This window comes from Algibacter sp. L4_22 (genome assembly GCF_023473045.1).
In the GTDB taxonomy this organism is placed as follows: domain Bacteria; phylum Bacteroidota; class Bacteroidia; order Flavobacteriales; family Flavobacteriaceae; genus Algibacter.
Genome location: NZ_JAMCOK010000002.1, coordinates 385,336 through 404,224, shown reverse-complemented (window position 1 = coordinate 404,224; position 18,889 = coordinate 385,336). Strand labels below are relative to the sequence as shown.

The following is an 18,889-nucleotide window of genomic DNA, read 5'->3' as shown; positions in this document are numbered from 1 at the left end:
GTTATCCTCCAACGCGTTTTACATTAAATCCTTTTTCTTTTAACATAGCCATAATTTTATCTCTGTAATCGCCTTGAATAATTATTTTATCGTCCTTAAAACTTCCACCAACACTAAGTTTTGTTTTAATTTCTTTAGCTAAAATTTTAAAATCTTCTGTAGCTCCAGTATAGCCATCTAAAATGGTTATTGGCTTACCTTTTCGCTTTTCGTATTTGCAAAGAATAGGATCATCTTGCATCCAAATATCAGAAGTTTTCTGCTCACTTTCGGGAGATTCTTCTTCAATATGTTCTGGAAAGAGGTTTTTTAATTGGTCTTGTAAATCCATATTTTATTTTTGGGTGGCAGTATAAGTCGCATTGATTTGTTTTTCAACTAAAAACTACAACTAAGGTCTTTTACTTTTTCTTCAGTCCTAATTCAATTAAGCGTTCGTTTAAAAATTCTCCGGCTGTAATATCATCAAATTGTTTAGGATTGTTTTTATCTATGCAACCTTCTAAAACATCTAATTTCATGGCACTTACAGGGTGCATAAAAAACGGAATAGAATAACGTGATGTACCCCAAAGTTCTTTTGGAGGGTTTACAACACGGTGTATTGTTGATTTTAATTTATTATTTGTGTGTCGCGATAGCATATCACCAACATTAATCATTAATTCATCATCTTCTGCAATGGCATCAATCCATTCACCTTCGTGATTTTGTACTTGTAAACCGCGACCTTGTGCTCCCATTAACAGTGTGATTAAATTAATGTCTCCATGTGCAGCGGCACGAACAGCTTCTTTAGGCTCTTCATTAATTGGAGGATAATGTATTGGGCGTAAAATAGAATTTCCGTTGTGTATATAATCATCAAAATAAGTCTCTTCTAGGTTAAGGTGTAAAGCTAATGCACGTAGCACATATTTAGCCGTTTTCTCTAACATTCTATAGGTTTCTTCGCCTATCTTATTAAAATTAGGCAGCTCTTTAACGGTAACGTTTTCTGGATATTCAGCTTTGAGCTCGTCATTATCATCTACATATTGTCCAAAATGCCAAAATTCTTTTAAATCACCTTCTTTTTTACCTTTAGCACTTTCTTTTCCAAAAGAAACATAACCACGTTGACCACCAATTCCAGGGATTTCGTATTTCCGTTTAGTTTCAGTTGGTAACTCAAAAAAGTTCTTTACTTCTTGATATAAATTTTCGACTAGAGCATCATTTAGAAAGTGACCTTTCAATGCTACAAATCCAATCTCTTCATATGCTTTACCAATGGCATCAACAAATTGTTGTTTTTTGGTGCTATCGCCCGAAGTAAAATCTTTTAAATTAACGCTAGGTATAATATTCATTATTAAGTAATTTTAATCTATGTAATACAAATGTACAAAAACATTGGGGAGTTTTGTAATCTCTATTTCATATTCATAATTTGGCTAATTAGACTATATTTGATAGACTAAACGGATTCTTTTATGACTTCTAGCCACATCAATTATCAAGAACACAATCTGGATCATTCTCTTTTGCTAGCATTATATAAAAATATGCTAAAACCTAGGCTTATAGAAGAGAAGATGCTCGTTTTATTACGCCAAGGTAAAATTAGTAAATGGTTTTCGGGTATTGGCCAAGAAGCCATATCGGTAGGTGTAACAATGGCATTAAAGCCAAATGAATATATACTACCAATGCACCGAAACTTAGGGGTTTTTACTACGAGGAATATTCCGTTAAGGCGTTTATTTGCGCAATGGCAAGGCAAATTATCTGGTTTTACTAAAGGTCGAGACCGCTCTTTTCATTTTGGCACACAGGAGTATAAAATAATTGGAATGATTTCGCATTTAGGTCCGCAATTAGGTGTTGCCGATGGTATTGCATTAGCTTCTAAACTAAAAGATAAAAAAGAAGTTACAGTTGTTTTTACTGGTGAAGGTGGTACAAGCGAAGGTGATTTTCATGAAGCTTTAAATGTGGCCTCCGTTTGGCAGTTACCCGTTTTATTTTGTGTTGAAAATAACGGGTATGGTTTATCTACGCCAACAAATGAACAATATAATTGTGTTAATATTGCCGATCGCGGACAAGGTTATGGCATAGAATCGCATATTATTGATGGGAATAATATAGTTAAAGTTTATACTAAAGTGAATGAAATTGCTGAAAGCGTTCGGAATAATCCTCGACCTATTTTAATAGAATTTAAAACCTTTAGAGTACGCGGTCATGAAGAGGCAAGTGGTACTAAATATGTTCCTAATAAACTTCTAGAATCTTGGTCGAAAAAAGACCCTATCCATAATTTTGAATCGTTTTTAAAAGAAAATAATATTTTAGATGAAGAAGAAAACAAACGATTAAAAGATGAAATTTTAAATGAAATTAATGAACATTTAGATATTTCTTTTAATGAAGATAAAATTATTTCAAGTGTAGATAATGAAATAAATGATGTTTTTCAAATAGTTAAAAATGAGTCGATTAAAGCAAGTGGTAATTCAAAAGAAATTCGTTTTATCGATGCTATTTCCGATGGTTTAAAACAAAGTATGCAGCGTTATGAGGATTTGGTTATTATGGGGCAAGATATAGCAGAATACGGTGGCGCATTTAAAATAACTCAAGGTTTTATTGAAGCCTTTGGAAAAGATAGAATAAGGAATACACCCATTTGCGAATCTGCTATAATTGAAACGGCTTATGGATTATCGATTGCAGGAATTAAAAGTATTGTTGAAATGCAATTTGCAGATTTTGTGAGTTCAGGCTTTAACCCAGTGGTAAACTTATTGGCTAAATCTTATTATCGATGGAATCAAAATGTCGATGTGGTTATTAGAATGCCATGTGGCGGAGATGTTGGTGCAGGACCATTCCATTCGCAAACTAACGAGGCTTGGTTTACAAAAACTCCAGGTTTAAAAGTGGTATATCCAGCTTTTCCTTTTGATGCTAAAGGTTTATTAGCTTCTGCTATTAACGATCCCAATCCGGTGCTGTTTTACGAGCATAAAGGCTTGTATAGAAGTCTTCGGCAAGAAGTTCCTGTAGATTATTATACGCTCCCATTAGGAGAAGCTGCATTAATAAAAACCGGTACCGAAATTACAATTGTTAGTTATGGAGCTGCTGTACATTGGGCTTTAGAAACTTTAAATAACAATCCCAATATTTCAGCAGATGTGATAGATTTAAGAACACTACAGCCCTTAGATTTAGAAACTATTTTTAATTCAGTAAAAAAGACAGGAAAAGTAATTATTCTTCAAGAAGACTCCTTATTTGGTGGGATTGCTAGTGATATTTCAGCAGAAATTATGGAACATTGTTTTGAGAGTTTAGATGCTCCAGTAAAACGAGTGGCTAGTATGGACACACCCATTTCATTTATAAAAGATTTAGAAGATCAATATTTGCCTAAAAATAGATTTGAAGAGGCGTTAATTACGCTATTAAATTATTAATAAAATAATATTGAGTTATTCTGTTGCCGCAAAATAACTCAATATCTAACTTGTTTTAATTCTATTTGGTTTCAGCTTCCGATAGAATAAATGGGTAAGCATTTTTTACTTTCTGTAAATCTGCTTTGGATAGATTGTCAACCGACTTTTTTAGAACATTGGCAGCATAATTACTTCTTAATTCATAATAAGCTTTCGATAATTCATTCTGAACAGCCACAAATTGCTTGTAAGTAGTTTGTTTTCCGTTTTGAAGAGAAACTACGGCATCTTTCGGGTTATCAGCAGAATTTGGGGATTTATTACCGTTGCAATACAAACAAGTAGCGTCTCCGTTATTATCCAAAAAGACTTTTGTAGCCTCTTTTAAATCGGCTAGAGCTACTTTTTCATTTTCAACCATAATTTCATCGTTATTATTAATAACAATGCGTAAAATGTTACGTTCATGTTTTAAGCTTTCGCAATCTCCGGTTGGGCATTCGGCTGGCAAAACGCGATTAATTCCTGCATCGGAGGAAATAGTTGCTGTTACTAAAAAGAAAATAAGTAGTAAAAATGCAATGTCGGCCATAGAACCCGCATTAACTTCTGGTACTTCTTTTGAATGTCTCATAAATGTTAAAATTTAAATGTTAATATGAAATCAAGACACACAAAAACGATACCATAAAAAGAAGATAATTGCTGAAAAACAAGATTGCACTAGTTGTTCGAATAAACAGTATGGAAGTTTAAAGTGTTTTAAATCAGATTCTAACGAGAGTTTCTTGTTGAAAATGGGCTTTTTTATCTTTAAAGTTATTTAAAAATTCATCTTTTTTAAAAGGGAACTACTGGTTACCATATTAATGTTAAAATTATTGTATTGCCTGCTGTTAATGGGGTCTTAGAGATATTATAACGCTGTTTAGTTTTACAGTAAATAGAACATAAATCAATTAAAAAAAATAATGTAATAGCGTTTCTAGACATCAATTATTATTCCCAGTATACCGTTCTTTAAATTACCGTATTAAAATAATTATTTAATCCATAATTCTATTAAAATATAATTTAACCCCTTCTCAAATGGAAAAAATTAATGGACTGAAACGATTTAAGCTTAAATGTTCTCACCTTAACTTATATTTTTTTCTAAATTTGTATAAGTAATTTCGCAAATCAATATTATGAAAAAACACTTTCTTTTACTCCTAATATTTCTTAATTTTTCTTCAACAGTTTTTTCTCAAATTAAATCTTCTGAGGATCTAATAAAAAAATATAATAAATATTTTGAATTAGAACGAGAAACAATATTTACGCATTTAAATAAGTCAATATTTTTTGAAGGTGAAGAAATTTGGTTTAAAAGTTATATTTATAATAATAAATATCAAACACCTTACGAAAGCACAACAAATATATATGTCAGTATTTTTAATGAAACCGGCAGTGTAATAACTTCAAAACTTCTCTATGCCTCAAATGGTTATGTGAATGGAAATTTTTTAATTGACAAGAAATTCACTCCTGGGATTTATTACGTGAAGACCACCACGAATTGGATGAAAAATTTTAAAGAAGACTTGTCTCATGTTCAAATAATTGAAATTATGGGCAAAGTAGAAGAATACACTAAAAATGTAGTAAGTGAAAATAAATATGATTTACAGTTTTTGCCAGAAGGTGGTCATATTGTTGAAAATGTAAACAATACTATTGGTTTTAAATTACTCGATGAACAGGGGAATGGTGTTGTAATTAGCGAAGGAACTGTTTTTGATAAAAACAAAAATATAATTACAACTTTTAAAAGCAATCAATTTGGGTTAGGGAAGTTTGTGCTAAATGCTAAAGAAAACAATAATTACACTGTTAATGTTACTATGACAAACGGTAAAACCATTAGCAAACCAGTTGGATTGATTGAGAAAAAAGGTATCTCTTTTAAAGTTGCGGTTACCAATGGTAACAATGTAATTATTGCTTTGGAAACCAACCCATTTACTATTAATGATTTAATAGGTAAACCTTACTATTTATTGATACATAGAGACAGCCAGATCATAAAATTAAAAATTGATTTTGAAGAAGGTAAACTAAACTATTTTCTAAATGTAAAAAAGCCAGAATTGTTACCAGGTATAAATATACTCACTTTAGTTAATGAAAATTATAAACCTATAGCGGAAAGATTAATATTTAATAATTTAAAAACTCCAATTAAAGACATTGAAGTAGCAAGTGTAGTAGCCCAAAAAGATTCGAGCACGGTAAAACTTAAAACAAATATAAAAACAGAAATTAATCCGAGTTTTAGTGTATCAGTTTTGCCAGCGTCTAATGAATCCTACAAGAATCAGTCTACGATAATGGCATCATTTTTATTAGCTCCATATATTAAAGGCCATATAGAAAAGCCGTATTATTATTTCAGTGATATTGATCACAAGACGCTATATGATTTAGATTTGTTATTATTAAACCAAGGATGGAGTAGGTATAATTGGGATAATATCTTTAAAGATCAGCCAAGAGCTAATTATGCATTTGAAACAGGATTTCAAATAAAGGGAAGTCTTAATAATTACAAACAAAAAACAGGAGATTTGATGGTGTTGTCTTCTTCGGCAAATCAAATTCATGAATCTGCCGTTATTGAAAATTCAACTTTTAGTTTTGAAAATTTATTTTTAGCGGATGATACAAGTATTAATTTTAGTTTAAAAAATAAAAACGGGAAATTAACAAAACCATTTTTATACGTTAATATATCTCCAAAAGGTATTAAAGATAACTTAGAAGATTTAAGTACTTATCCCAAAAATAAATTACGCAATCAACAAACGGAAGAAACATTTAATAATCTCATAGCGTCTACGCTTTTAGATACTGTATTATTAAAAGCTCGCGCTAAAAATAAGACACCTAAAAACAAGCCATTAATATCCATGCATGGGGCCAAATATATTAATTTAGCCGAATCTGATTTTCAAAATGAGACTTTAGCAAGTATAATTAGAAAAAATGGATTTGATGTTGTTACTACATTTGATAATGTGGTTATTCGTACCAAACGAATAGTGCCTGGGAATCCAGTACCGTCTATTTATGTGGATAACATGCCACTGTTTGGTGATTTTAGAACATTAGTAGGTCTTAGAGCTTTGGATGTTGAAGATATGTATATTAGTCGCATGCCAAATCCTGGGGATTCACCAGCTGGAACCATCAAAATATTTACCAGAAACGGAGGTGGCGTGAGTACTACCGATGATGAATATCACACTATTTATAATATATTTGGATTTTCAGTTCCTAAAGAATATTATAAGCCTAATTATACAAATACTAGCTCAGATACGTTCTTAAAATTTGGAACTATTCATTGGATACCAAATATTACACCTAATGATAAAGGAGAATTAACTTTTAAAGTTCCAAATTATGATTCAGATAGTATAAAACTTTATATTGAAGGTATGTCTGCCGAAGGTTATTTATGGTCTAAAAGAGAATCTATTAACTTAGCGAGATAGGCTTATTTTTTTCGCATCAAGTTTTTATGAAAATTATATTGAAGACAAATTATGCCCATAAAATGTATTATACAGATGTAGTTGTTTTATATAATTTATTCTTACAAAGAATATTATAAGCCGTTTAGCATTCTCATAAATTCAATTTTCCTTATTAGAAGAAGTGTTCATTTAAATGAAATATAATATTTTGTCACTAATAATCATGTGATTATAAACGTTGATATATTTTAGGAACGGTTATTGTATTAATTTTTTCCTAAATAGAAACGGGTATAATTGCGATTTAAATGATAACATTTATCTTTGAAACATAATTATAGCAAATTTGTTGCCTATTATAATTAAAAGACACCGAACAACCAATGAAGTTTTATTATTCATTTTTTATACTTTTATTTTTCACTATCTCTAGTTTTGCCCAAATAGATAGTAGAAATAAGTCTACGCCATTCCCTGTTATTGAAAGGGAAAATGATTCTTTAAAAGCGGAAATTCCAAAACCTTCAACACCTATTGAAGCAAAGAGTGATCCTTTAAGTGGTATGAATGCTCCAAGAGTTTCAATAGATTTAAGTACTCCAAAAAGACAATTATCTATGTTTCCTGAAGAAGAGTTTGGAAACCCTGGAGAATTATACACCAAAAATCTAGACCGACAAGCTAAAGCAGTATTACCCGATGGTTATGGTGAAAATGCTGGATTAAAAGAAGATGCATTTTGGGGAGATTACCATACAAAATCTTTATCTATACAAGTTAAATATAGGGATTATAGTGCTGTTGATGGTGATTTATTGCGTGTCTATGTAAATGGAGATGTTATAAGGTCTAATGTATATTTAACCAGAGGTTTTAGTGGTTTTACGCTAAAATTATTGGAGGGCTCTAATAAAATTGATTTTTTTGCCATCAATACAGGAGCTTCTGGACCAAATACTGCTGAATATCGCATTGTAGATGATACAGGCGCTGTTATAGCTAGTAAAGTATGGGCATTAGAAAAAGGAGTGAAAGTTACTGTTGTGGTGGTTAAGGATTAGTTTCACCCAGAACAACAATAACTTTTTTATTTAAATTGTATGGTCTTCCCTTTAAGAAAGCACCTCTTCAATACGTTTTAATTCTTCCTCAGTAAATTCTAAATTATCTAAAGCCTTTACATTTTCTTTTAATTGATTTGTAGAACTCGCACCAATTAATACCGACGCCACTTGCTTTTGTCTTAAAATCCAAGCAATAGCCATTTGTGATAGTTTTTGCCCGCGAGATTCAGCAATTTCAGCAAGTTTCTTTATCTTTTCAATATTCTCGTTTACGGTTTCTGTGTTTAAATACGTTAAATCCTTTGCCGCTCTCGAATCTTTAGGAATGCCATGTAGATATTTATCGGTAAGCATACCTTGTGCCAATGGTGAAAAGGTAATGCAACCCACGCCATTATCTTCTAAGGTATCTAAAAGGCCATCTTCAACCCAACGATCTAACATAGAATACCTCGCTTGGTGTAAAATAAAAGGCACATTATATTCGCGCAATAACTCAGCAGCACGTTGTGTTTCTGCTGGCTGATAATTAGAAATACCAACATATAAGGCTTTTCCTTGTCTCACAATATCGGCAAGTGCTCCCATGGTTTCCTTTAAAGGTGTATCAGGATCTGGACGATGATGATAGAAAACATCAACATAATCCAAATTCATACGTTTTAAACTTTGGTCTATACTAGAAATCAAGTATTTTCTAGAACCAAAATTTCCGTAAGGTCCAGGCCACATATCGTAACCTGCTTTGGTGGCAATAAACATTTCATCTCTATAATTTTTAAAATCATTTTTAAAGATGGTACCAAAATTTTCTTCGGCAGAACCATAAGGAGGTCCGTAGTTATTGGCTAAATCAAAATGTGTAATTCCTAAATCGAATGCACATCGTAAAACGGATCTAGCATTTTGAATATTATCAATAAAACCAAAGTTATGCCATAAACCCAATGAAATAGCAGGTAGTAAAACACCACTGTTTCCAGACCTTTTATAGGTCATGGTATCATATCGTTTGGGGTTTGCTAAATAGCTTTGATCTCCCGACTTATCGTTAATTTGCATGTTCTTTAAATTTAGATAATGTAAATGTATAAATTAGTTTTCAAATTTGCTTCAAACTGAGAAATCAAAATTCATTTTAAATTTTCACTAAGAACATACAGTAAAAACCCTTTAAAGGTGTTATTTTTGCAGCCACTTTAAAGAATATTTCATGTCCGTTTCCAAAACAGAATTAGAAGAAAGAAAAGCAGGAAAAGATTTATATAGTTACCAAAAAGGTGCTATTGACAAAATTTTTACAAGTTTTGAAGAATCTCCAGCCGATTATCATTTACTATATCAGCTTCCAACAGGAGGTGGGAAAACGGTAATATTTTCTGAAATTGTTCGACAATTTTTAAAAACGCACAAAAAGAAGGTGTTAGTAATGACGCACCGTATTGAATTGTGCCGTCAGACATCGAATGTACTTACCGAGTTTGGTGTAAACAATAAAGTGGTTGATAGTAAAGCCGATTTGAGCGATCAAGCCGATTTTAGCTGTTTTGTGGCTATGGTTGAAACCTTAAACAACCGTTTGAACGATGACAAACTTGATATCTCGGATATTGGTTTAGTTATTATTGATGAGGCACACTATAACTCGTTTACAAAATTATTTAAATTCTTTAGCCAATCGTTTATTTTAGGAGTTACAGCAACACCTTTAAGTTCGAGTATGGAATTACCAATGACCGATAATTACGATGAGTTAATTGTTGGAGAAAGTATTGAATCCCTTATAGAAAATGGCTTTTTGGCTCGTGCCGATATGTTTTCATATAATGTAGGTTTAACGTCTTTAGTTGTTGGTGCCAATGGTGATTATACAGTAAAATCTTCTGAAGATTTATATACGGCAACCGATATGCTTTCTAAGTTAGTACAAGCTTATGAAGAACGTTGCAAAGGTAAAAAAACATTGATTTTTAATAATGGTATTAATACGTCTTTGCACGTTTACGATTCCTTTAGACGCGCTGGTTACCCTGTAGCTCACTTAGATAATACGAACTCCAAAAAGGAGCGTTCTATGATCTTGAAATGGTTTAAGAAAACGCCTGGAGCAATCTTAACTTCGGTTAGTATTTTAACCACTGGTTTTGATGAGCCTACAGTAGAAAGTATTATTTTAAACCGTGCAACAAAATCGTTAACGCTTTATTACCAGATGATTGGTCGTGGTTCTCGTATCCTGAAAGACAAGAAGAGCTTTGCTGTTATTGATTTAGGTAATAACTTCCATCGATTTGGCCCTTGGGGAGAAGATTTAGATTGGCAACGTATTTTCCGTTCACCAAACTATTATTTAGATGCTATTTTAAGTGATGATGAATTAGAAAGCAATTTTAGATATGAAATGCCGGATGCTTTACGCGCCGAATTTGCTAAATCTAAAGATGTGTATTTCGATATTCAAAAAACGTATGTAAGCTCTATTAGAAATGGCGAATCTTCAAAAGTAGTTTTAGAACGTTCTATCGAACATCATGCTAAAATTTGTATAGAAAATAGTGAAGATGTTTATGATGCTTTAGGCTTGGCTAAAATGTTGGGAGACGATGTAGACTTCCGTATACAGCGTTACACTAAATGTATTAGTAAAAGTACATTTAACTTTGTAGAATGGTTGAAAGGGGATTATCGTAAAAAATTGAACTCCTATTTACGTACTAATTTTGATGAAGTTTTCGAACAAATTCATGGATTTCCACCAGAGGAATAAACCAATCTAGTTTAATTAATTTTTAGCTTAGTTTAATAAGTACATTATTTATTTTTATTCAGAATTTTAAACCTTTTGTAAAATTGAAGGTCTTAATAGAAAATATTTAATGATGAAGAAGTATATAGCTGCTTTAATTTTCTGTTTAAGTTTTCAAATATTTTCATATTCTCAAAACCAATTAACGGCAACGATTATTGGTTCTGGATCGCCAAAATATAATATCGAGCGGGCAGGACCTTCTGTGTTAATTTCATATAAAAACACCAATATATTGGTTGATATGGGGAATGGAGCACAAGCTAATTTGGAAAAATTAAACATTAAAACCAAGGACCTAAATGCGTTACTTTTTACGCACCATCATTTAGATCATAATGAGGAATTTACTCCAATTTTTATAAAAACTTTATTAAGCGGAAATGATTTTGAAGTTATCGGGCCAAAACCGACTAACGATTTAGTTAATAGTATTTTAAAAAACTACGAAGAGGACATTGCTTATCGTCTTTCTAAAAAACAACGCACTTTTAATGATGTTGCTTCTAATTTTTCCGTTAAGGAATTAAAAGGAGGGGAAACGTTTTCTATTGGAGAAATAAGTATCTCTTGCACACCTGTAAAACATACTATTTCCACTATGGCGTATCGGTTTGATGCCGGAGGAACATCTATTGTTATTTCGGGAGATTTATCATATTCCGAAAGTTTACCAATTCTAGCCAAACAAGCCGATTATTTAATTATAGATTCGGGAGGAAGTCTTGAGCTTGGAAAGACAAATACAAAAAAAGGAAATGGTAAAGCTCGTAGTAATAAAGAGCATGCACATGTTAATTTAGATGAAAGTTCTCGCATGGCAAACGAGGCTAAAGTTAAAAACCTAGTGCTTACACATTTTACTTTTACTAATATTGATGAAGCGGCAACTAGTGCGGAATTAAATAAAAACTATACTGGAACTATTTTTTATGCTGAAGATTTAATGAGCTTTCCAAAATTGGAAGGTAATATAGAACCATCTAAACAATCGAGAAATAATAATAAAACCAATCAATCTCCTAATTTTAAGAATATGTTGAATAGAATGGATGCCGATAAAGATGGCAAAATTTCTAAAACAGAAGCAAAAGGTAAATTAAAAGAGAATTTTACCAAACGAGATAGTAACAATGATGGGTTTATAACAGAAAATGAGTTAGGAAGTGGTAGATAAAGATGTTAATTATTTGTACTTCTTAAATGGTAATCCAATTATAAAGACTGAGACTTGTGAGAACCACAGAAAGATTGAATAAATACAATGGTTTTAAAATATTTTTGTCTTGCTTAATTTTTAATATACTGAATATTATCACATCATAAAAATAAGCCGTATCTTTATCCCTTATTAATTTACAAAAAAAAGTAGGATATTTTAAACTATGGCAAAATCGCAAGTCACATTTAACAAAATTGAAAAAGAAAAAAAACGCTTAAAGAAAAGAGAGGAAAAGCAAAAGAAAAAGGACGCTCGTAAGGCTGAGGCTAAAGAAAACCCTCAAGGCATCCAGTTTGCTTATGTTGATTTTAACGGAAATTTAACCGATACGCCGCCAGACCCGGCTATGCGTGAAAAAGTTGAAGCCGAAAGTATTGAATTGGGAATCCCTAAAAAGGAAGACCGTATTGAAGAAGAACCAGTAATTAAGGAAGGTAAAGTATCATTTTTTGATCATTCTAAAGGTTTTGGTTTTATTATCGATAGCGTGAATCAAGAAAAATATTTTGTTCATGTTAGCGGTTTATTAGACGATATTGAAGAAAACGACAAAGTAACTTATGATCTTGAACGTGGTCAAAAAGGTATGAATGCCGTTCGAGTAAAGAAAATATAATTTTATTCGTTAACCAGTTCTTTTTAAAGAACTAAGCACGTTTTATTTAAAGTAAATTTTAAAATAATCCTCAACAGTTAAACTGTGAGGATTATTTCTTTTTAAAAAGGTTTTTAATGGCTGTTTCACGTAAATCGATTACTATTTTATTGGCATTTTTTGCTATTTATGTTATTTGGGGATCTACATATTTACTTAATAAAATAGCGGTAACAGAATTGCCGCCATTTATGTTAGGCTCCATGCGTTTTATAACGGCTAGTATTCTTATTTTTATAATTGCTAAAATTTTAAAACTAGATCTCTCCATCACCAGAACGCAACTAAAAAACGCTATTCTTGCAGGTTTTTTATTTTTGGCTTTTGGCAACGGCGTTGTAGTTTGGGCGCTCAAGTTTGTAGATAGTGGTTTTACTGCTTTAGAAGTTTCTGCTCAACCTCTTGTTGTACTTATATTAATGCGCATTTTACAAGGCAAAAAGATATCTGCCATGTCTTACATTGGTGTGGCACTTGGCTTTATCGGTATATTTCTATTAGTGAGCCAGAAGCAAATAATTAGCAAAGACGGACAAATTTTAGGAATGATCATGATTTTTGTATGTATGATTAGTTGGGCTTATGCCAGTATATTTGTAGGTAAAGCAAACCTTCCTAAAAACTTTTTTGTGAACACAGGTTATCAAATGCTTTCTGGTGGCGTAATGTTAGCCATAGCAAGTGTATGTTTTGGGGAAGAGTGGACATCGCCAACAACTTGGAGTACGCCAGTACTTTGGTCTATGCTTATGCTTATTATTTTTGGTAGTATTATCGCTTTTACAGCGTTTAATTATTTACTAAAAGAAGTTTCACCAGAAAAAGTATCGACGTCAACCTATGTAAATCCGGTGATTGCCTTGTTTTTAGGTTGGTTTGTTTTAGATGAAAATTTAACAACACAATCAATTATTGCTGCCGTTATACTATTAACAGGTGTCTATTTTATAAATTCGAAACGTAAATTTAAACCCCGATCTCTTGGACGTTAAAAAAGCTTTACAATTCATGCTTATTAGTACATTAGCCTTTGCTTGCATGAATACAACGGTAAAATATTTAAGTGGCTTTAGTGCCTTTCAAATTGTTCTGTTTCGTTCTATAGGCTCTTTGTTTTTTACATTTGGTTTCTTAATAAAAAACAAGATTTCATTTGTAGGGAATAACAAGAAATTATTAATTCTTCGTGGGTTAGTTGGAGTTACTTCTATGAGTTTGTTCTTTATGTCTACCAAATATTTACCTATTGGAAGTGCGGTATCTTTACGTTATTTGGCTCCTGTTTTTGCAGCTATTTTTGCCGTTATAATATTGAAGGAAAAAATTAAAGCGGTGCAATGGTTATTTTTTGCATTGGCTTTTGCGGGCGTTTTAGTCTTAAAAGGATTTGATAAAGAGGTTAGTGGCTATGGCTTACTACTCGTATTTGTTTCTGCTGTATTTAGTGGTCTTGTTTACATTATATTGAGTAAAATAGGAAAAAGTGAACACCCAGTAGTTGTCGTTAATTATTTTATGATAATATCTACAATTGTTGGCTTAGTTGGCTCTATTAATAATTGGGTTATGCCCGTTGGTAAAGAATGGTTTTTACTTTGCATATTAGGAGTGTTTGGCTATTTCGGGCAGGTTTACATGACCAAGGCTTTTCAAATGGCATCTACAAGTCAAGTAGCACCATTAAAATATATTGAAGTTGTTTTTACACTGCTTTTTGGAACTTTTATTTTTGGAGAAGTTTATACATTTTGGAGTTTACTTGGTATTGCTTTAATAATTGGAGGTCTTGTTTTAAATATTTTGTACAAAGAAAAATATAAGTCTTAATAGTTTTTTGCCAAGCTGTTTCCTTATTTGTAATTTCGCAATATTATTCTAGATAATTTAATAGATGACTTTTAAAAAACGTGTTAATAATATAAGAAGAAATATAATGCGCGGCATTACTAAAAATGTGGGCAGTTCTTATAACGAGCCAGAAAAAGGCTCTATTAAAATTGAAGATGTTAAACGTGTTTTAATTATTCGTCCTAATCATAGATTAGGAAACCAATTGTTACTTACACCACTAGTTCAAGAAGTTATTAATACCTTTCCTAATTGCGAAATCGATTTGTTTGTAAAAGGAGGTGTAGCATATCCAGTGTTTGAAAATTACAATGAGGTTTCTAAAATTATCCAACTGCCTAGAAAACCATTTAGCAATATATATAAATATGCCAAAAGCTGGATTTCGGTTAAATCGAAATCTTACGATATGGTTATTAACGGTGATAAAAACTCATCTTCTGGGCGTTTACTTACCAATTTAGCAAAAGCTAAAGTTAAAATTTTTGGAGATGTAAATGAAAGTATTCAGAATGAATATAGCGATCATAGGCATATCTCTAAATATCCCATTTATAATTTAAGATATGATTTAGAACGGTTAGGTTTTAAAAAAAATATGAGTCCGTTACCTGTTTTGGATATAAAGTTGGATGTATCCGAAATAGCAAAAGGAAAAGCCATCCTAGATGATATTATTAAAAATGATAAAAAAACCATTTGTATTTATACCAATGCAACAGGAAATAAATGTTATTCGGAGACTTGGTGGGAAACTTTTTATGAACGTCTAAAAGCGGAATATCCTGATTTTAATATTATCGAAATGCTACCTATTGAAAACATTTCTAAAATCAACTTTAAATCTCCGAATTTCTATAGTAAAGATATTCGAGAAATGGCGGGAATTATAAAAAACACAAGCATATTCATAGCAGCCGATAATGGTGTAATGCATTTGGCAAGTGCTAGTTTAACACCTTGCGTTGGCTTCTTTTCTGTTACTAATGAAAATATTTATGCACCTTACGGAAACGGAAGTGTGGCACTTAATACTAACCATACTGATATTGAGGATTGGATAAAATCTATCGATGGTATATTAAGATAGAATTACTTTTTAGATATTCCGTTAACATAGTTTTTTATAATATCAACCTCTTTTGCTTGTTCTGATCCCTCAAAGCCAGTAATATCAGTATAGCTAATATTGTTATTGTAAAATTCTAAATATGTTTCAGCTAATGGCATAAACGACCAATGCCATTTTTCCATATTATAACCAGTTCTTCCACCTGTTTTATTTGTGTAAACCTGACTAAAACCATAAGTTTTGGCATGTTTTTCTAACCAGTTATAAATTTTTAAACCTTCACCTTTTTCAAAATAACTATTGTTTAGATTATTTAAATCCATATCGGTTCCCCAATGGTGACGTGAGGAAGTAGGCATTGAGCTGTATTCTAAAATTTTTAAGGCACGCGTTTTAGGTTTTAAACTGGCATATTTTTTCCATTTACGTTCCCAAATACTTTTTTGTTCGTAAAAATTTCGTGTTCCTGAGATAATTATTAAATCGATGCTATCTGCTTTCGCATGGTTATACATCTTTATAAAAGCTTCATAACATTTTTTGTTCAAATAGATGGTTTTGGATGAATGGGATACGCTTACCTTTTGAAATGCATGATGCGTTCGGTAATCGAACTTACCCAAAACAAATTCTTTGGTAATCATTGTATCTATGGTTTTCTTAGGTATTTCTACCGGAATAGTTTCAACTATCAAATTCTCTACAATTTGTTTTGGTTTTTCGTTTTTACACGAATTCAATACAGTTAATATTACGACAAAAATGTATAATAATGGTTTCTTCATATTAAAAATAATTAACGATGGCGTCTGCCAGAAAATTCCATGGCTTCACCTTTTCCAAATCCATAGCTTACACCGAAGGAAACAAAACGTCCACGTTTACGACTGTTGTATAAATAAAATTCTGGTTGTGTAGTTTCAGATTGATTTTTACGAGAAGCAAAAACATCTCGAATACTCATATTTAGTATTACTTTTCCTTTTAATATTTTTTTTCTAATACCCAAATCGGCATACAGATTATCATAGGTTTCACCTTGTAAACTTTTAAATTTAGATTGATAATCGCCAGACATTTCTAAATCGAAATCCAAAGGTAATTTAAATTTTGTTGTTAAGCTAGACGTCCATCTGTTACCCTTAAAATCGAAAGATTCATCTTCAAAAACACCATTACGATCAAAGAAATTAATATTGAATTCACCACTTAAAGAAAACCAATTTAGAGGATTATATTTACCATTAAACTCAAAACCGGTAGTATTGCTTGTTCCTATATTTTCTGGTCTCGAGGTACTAATATCGTCTTCATATTCAGTAATATTTTCAATAACGTCGGTAGTGTAACGATTGTATAAACTGAAATTTAATGAGGCTTTTCCAATTTTATGAATACTTGTTAACTCGTAAGAATTGGTGTATTCTGGTTGCAAATCGGGATTCCCAGTAGATATACTATAATTATTTCTAATGTTAGAAAACGGGTTTAAGGATCGTAAATTAGGTCGGTTTATTCGCCGAGAATAACCGGCTTGTAATGAGAAACCTTCGTTAACAGTATAAGATGTGTGTGCACTAGGGAAAAGGTTGGTGTAATTGTTAGAATCTTTTTGATTTGTAGTCTCCAACAAGGTTTCAGTTTTAGTATCTTCTAATCGAACGCCTATTTTAACACCCCATTTTTCGCCTTCGTAAGCGGCAGTAGTATAAACTCCGAGTACATTTTGATCGAAATTGAAAACATTAGTTAAATCGACATTGTCTACCCAAACACCATTTTCTAAGTCACTTACTGCAAAATCGTTTGAAACTTGATTAATTACATATTGAGAACCTGTTTCTATGGTGTAATGTTTTAAGAATGGATGAACATAATCTAACTTAAAAGTATAATCTTCTAGTTTGTAATCGGTTCTTGTATTTTGTTCCGAATCGGGCAAACTTCCAATGCTCGTGGTGTTATTAAAGTTAGACGATTGGTCTTTTCTAAACGAACTTCCTAATGCACTAAAAAGTAAACTTTGATCTTTATTACGTTTAAAATCCTTTTTATATTGTAATTCGTAGCTTAGTTTTGGGTTTGTAGCTTCTGTTTTTTCATCACGCAACCAGGCATCGGTAGTTGTGTTGTTTGAAGTGTCTAAACCCGTATAATTTTGTTGCGAATTTTGATCTTCAACCTCATAAGCATAAGATCCTGTTAAGGTAATTACATTTCTATCGTTAATATGATAATCTGTTCCGATAAGAATATTACTGAATTTCTCGTCAAACTCGCTATCTCCAAAACTATTTATTTCGGTATTATCTATTAGATCACGATTTATACTTTCGGTTTCGGTAGGGTAGGTACGTAAACCAAAACCTAATTGACTAAAAAGATTAAATTTTTCAGTTCTTCGATTCAAACTCAAACCAAAACTGTTACTATTTGGCACACCAACATTTAAAGAAGCCGAACCGTTAAGTCCTTTTTTTTCAGATTTTTTAATTACAATATTTATAATTCCCGAAGTTCCAGCAGCATCATATTTAGCTGATGGATTTGTGATAACTTCAATTTTTTCTATCATATCGGCAGTAATTGTACCTAATGCATTACCATCTGCACTAGCCAAAACTGATGGTTTTCCGTTAATCAAAATTTGCACACCCGAGTTTCCGCGTAAGCTTACTTCACCTTCAATACTAACATTTACCGAGGGTACATTGTTTAAAACCTCTAACGCACCAGCACCAGTAGAGCTTAAATCCGATCCTACATTAAAAATACGTTTATCTAGTTTAAATTCGGTTTGCGATTTTTCGGCTCTAACTAAAACTTCACCTAAAGCTTCTAAATCTTCAGAAAGGGAAATGGTTTTTAAATCAATTTTATTCTTTATTATTTTAAAATCTCGAAATGTTTTAGTTGTAAATCCTAAAAAACTCACTTCAATATAAAATTTAGTAGCTTTTACATCAATTGAAAAAACACCGCTTTCATTACTTATAGTACCTGTTATTGGTTTATTTGAAGTAGAATCCAATATTGAAATCGTGGCGTATTCAATGGCTTGTTTACTTTCAGTTTCTATCACTTTTCCCGTAATTTCTATAACAGTATTTTGAGCGTTAACCAAAATACTTCCTATAAAGAATAAGAAAAAAATAATATGTTTTGGGTATTTTGAAATCATAAAATGAGTTATTTGGCTATCTTACAAAGATAAATGGCATCGATTTCTTTTTATGTTAATTTTGAAGC

At 31.7% G+C, this 18,889-nt stretch carries 15 protein-coding genes; 9 read left to right on the top strand and 6 right to left on the bottom strand.

The features are described from left to right. Position 1: 1 nt before the first annotated feature. Positions 2–331 carry a translation initiation factor gene (locus M4I23_RS06400; protein WP_249753837.1) on the bottom strand — a complete coding sequence of 110 codons (330 nt, stop codon included), beginning with the start codon at positions 329–331 and terminating at the stop codon, positions 2–4. A 70-nt stretch (positions 332–401) separates the two neighbouring features. Beyond that, positions 402–1,352, bottom strand: a complete 951-nt coding sequence (locus M4I23_RS06395) for an isopenicillin N synthase family oxygenase (RefSeq protein ID WP_158849633.1) — start codon at positions 1,350–1,352, stop codon at positions 402–404. A gap of 123 nt (positions 1,353–1,475) precedes the next feature. Here M4I23_RS06395 and M4I23_RS06390 point away from each other — a divergent pair, with 123 nt between their 5' ends. Next, a complete protein-coding gene (locus M4I23_RS06390) occupies positions 1,476–3,467 on the top strand; it encodes a thiamine pyrophosphate-dependent enzyme (protein ID WP_249753836.1) in 1,992 nt (663 codons plus the stop codon). Positions 3,468–3,528: 61 nt separating this feature from the next. Here the strand turns inward: M4I23_RS06390 and M4I23_RS06385 are convergent, their stop codons facing one another. Beyond that, a complete protein-coding gene (locus M4I23_RS06385) occupies positions 3,529–4,083 on the bottom strand; it encodes a biopolymer transporter ExbD (RefSeq protein ID WP_249753835.1) in 555 nt (184 codons plus the stop codon). A 556-nt stretch (positions 4,084–4,639) separates the two neighbouring features. Here M4I23_RS06385 and M4I23_RS06380 point away from each other — a divergent pair. Further along, positions 4,640–6,991, top strand: coding sequence for a hypothetical protein (locus tag M4I23_RS06380; RefSeq protein ID WP_249753834.1), 2,352 nt, complete (start codon positions 4,640–4,642; stop codon positions 6,989–6,991). A gap of 365 nt (positions 6,992–7,356) precedes the next feature. Beyond that, positions 7,357–8,034 carry a hypothetical protein gene (locus M4I23_RS06375; protein ID WP_249753833.1) on the top strand — a complete coding sequence of 226 codons (678 nt, stop codon included), beginning with the start codon at positions 7,357–7,359 and terminating at the stop codon, positions 8,032–8,034. 51 nt (positions 8,035–8,085) lie between these two features. Here the strand turns inward: M4I23_RS06375 and mgrA are convergent, their stop codons facing one another. Next, complete coding sequence (gene mgrA, locus M4I23_RS06370) at positions 8,086–9,099, bottom strand: L-glyceraldehyde 3-phosphate reductase (protein WP_249753832.1); 1,014 nt, start codon at positions 9,097–9,099, stop codon at positions 8,086–8,088. Positions 9,100–9,250: 151 nt separating this feature from the next. Between mgrA and M4I23_RS06365 the strand changes: the two genes are divergently transcribed. From M4I23_RS06365 to M4I23_RS06340, 6 genes are all read left to right on the top strand, one after another. Further along, positions 9,251–10,804, top strand: coding sequence for a DEAD/DEAH box helicase (locus M4I23_RS06365; protein WP_249753831.1), 1,554 nt, complete (start codon positions 9,251–9,253; stop codon positions 10,802–10,804). Between the two features lie 112 nt (positions 10,805–10,916). Further along, the gene (locus M4I23_RS06360; protein ID WP_249753830.1) at positions 10,917–12,020 is read left to right on the top strand and encodes an MBL fold metallo-hydrolase; all 1,104 of its coding nucleotides are present in this window, start codon (positions 10,917–10,919) and stop codon (positions 12,018–12,020) included. Positions 12,021–12,228: 208 nt separating this feature from the next. Further along, positions 12,229–12,681 (top strand): cold-shock protein, encoded by a 453-nt coding sequence (locus M4I23_RS06355; RefSeq protein WP_158849650.1) that lies wholly within the window; start codon positions 12,229–12,231, stop codon positions 12,679–12,681. Between the two features lie 116 nt (positions 12,682–12,797). Next, complete coding sequence (locus tag M4I23_RS06350; protein WP_249753829.1) at positions 12,798–13,712, top strand: EamA family transporter; 915 nt, start codon at positions 12,798–12,800, stop codon at positions 13,710–13,712. 16 nt (positions 13,713–13,728) lie between these two features. After that, positions 13,729–14,547 carry a DMT family transporter gene (locus M4I23_RS06345; protein WP_249754056.1) on the top strand — a complete coding sequence of 273 codons (819 nt, stop codon included), beginning with the start codon at positions 13,729–13,731 and terminating at the stop codon, positions 14,545–14,547. A 64-nt stretch (positions 14,548–14,611) separates the two neighbouring features. Next, the gene (locus M4I23_RS06340; protein WP_158849654.1) at positions 14,612–15,658 is read left to right on the top strand and encodes a glycosyltransferase family 9 protein; all 1,047 of its coding nucleotides are present in this window, start codon (positions 14,612–14,614) and stop codon (positions 15,656–15,658) included. Between the two features lie 2 nt (positions 15,659–15,660). On the opposite strand, the gene M4I23_RS06335 is transcribed toward M4I23_RS06340, so the two are convergent. Both M4I23_RS06335 and M4I23_RS06330 read right to left on the bottom strand, forming a co-directional pair. Further along, positions 15,661–16,425, bottom strand: coding sequence for a M15 family metallopeptidase (locus tag M4I23_RS06335; RefSeq protein WP_249753828.1), 765 nt, complete (start codon positions 16,423–16,425; stop codon positions 15,661–15,663). A gap of 11 nt (positions 16,426–16,436) precedes the next feature. After that, a complete protein-coding gene (locus tag M4I23_RS06330) occupies positions 16,437–18,821 on the bottom strand; it encodes an outer membrane beta-barrel family protein (protein ID WP_249753827.1) in 2,385 nt (794 codons plus the stop codon). Positions 18,822–18,889 lie beyond the last annotated feature (68 nt).

Bases quoted from the DNA above. Each gene is read 5' to 3' on its own strand.
- M4I23_RS06400 (WP_249753837.1), bottom strand. From the start codon at position 331: ATGGATTTACAAGACCAATTAAAAAACCTCTTTCCAGAACATATTGAA.
- M4I23_RS06395 (WP_158849633.1), bottom strand. From the start codon at position 1,352: ATGAATATTATACCTAGCGTTAATTTAAAAGATTTTACTTCGGGCGAT.
- M4I23_RS06390 (WP_249753836.1), top strand. From the start codon at position 1,476: ATGACTTCTAGCCACATCAATTATCAAGAACACAATCTGGATCATTCT.
- M4I23_RS06385 (WP_249753835.1), bottom strand. From the start codon at position 4,083: ATGAGACATTCAAAAGAAGTACCAGAAGTTAATGCGGGTTCTATGGCC.
- M4I23_RS06380 (WP_249753834.1), top strand. From the start codon at position 4,640: ATGAAAAAACACTTTCTTTTACTCCTAATATTTCTTAATTTTTCTTCA.
- M4I23_RS06375 (WP_249753833.1), top strand. From the start codon at position 7,357: ATGAAGTTTTATTATTCATTTTTTATACTTTTATTTTTCACTATCTCT.
- mgrA (WP_249753832.1), bottom strand. From the start codon at position 9,099: ATGCAAATTAACGATAAGTCGGGAGATCAAAGCTATTTAGCAAACCCC.
- M4I23_RS06365 (WP_249753831.1), top strand. From the start codon at position 9,251: ATGTCCGTTTCCAAAACAGAATTAGAAGAAAGAAAAGCAGGAAAAGAT.
- M4I23_RS06360 (WP_249753830.1), top strand. From the start codon at position 10,917: ATGAAGAAGTATATAGCTGCTTTAATTTTCTGTTTAAGTTTTCAAATA.
- M4I23_RS06355 (WP_158849650.1), top strand. From the start codon at position 12,229: ATGGCAAAATCGCAAGTCACATTTAACAAAATTGAAAAAGAAAAAAAA.
- M4I23_RS06350 (WP_249753829.1), top strand. From the start codon at position 12,798: ATGGCTGTTTCACGTAAATCGATTACTATTTTATTGGCATTTTTTGCT.
- M4I23_RS06345 (WP_249754056.1), top strand. From the start codon at position 13,729: ATGCTTATTAGTACATTAGCCTTTGCTTGCATGAATACAACGGTAAAA.
- M4I23_RS06340 (WP_158849654.1), top strand. From the start codon at position 14,612: ATGACTTTTAAAAAACGTGTTAATAATATAAGAAGAAATATAATGCGC.
- M4I23_RS06335 (WP_249753828.1), bottom strand. From the start codon at position 16,425: ATGAAGAAACCATTATTATACATTTTTGTCGTAATATTAACTGTATTG.
- M4I23_RS06330 (WP_249753827.1), bottom strand. From the start codon at position 18,821: ATGATTTCAAAATACCCAAAACATATTATTTTTTTCTTATTCTTTATA.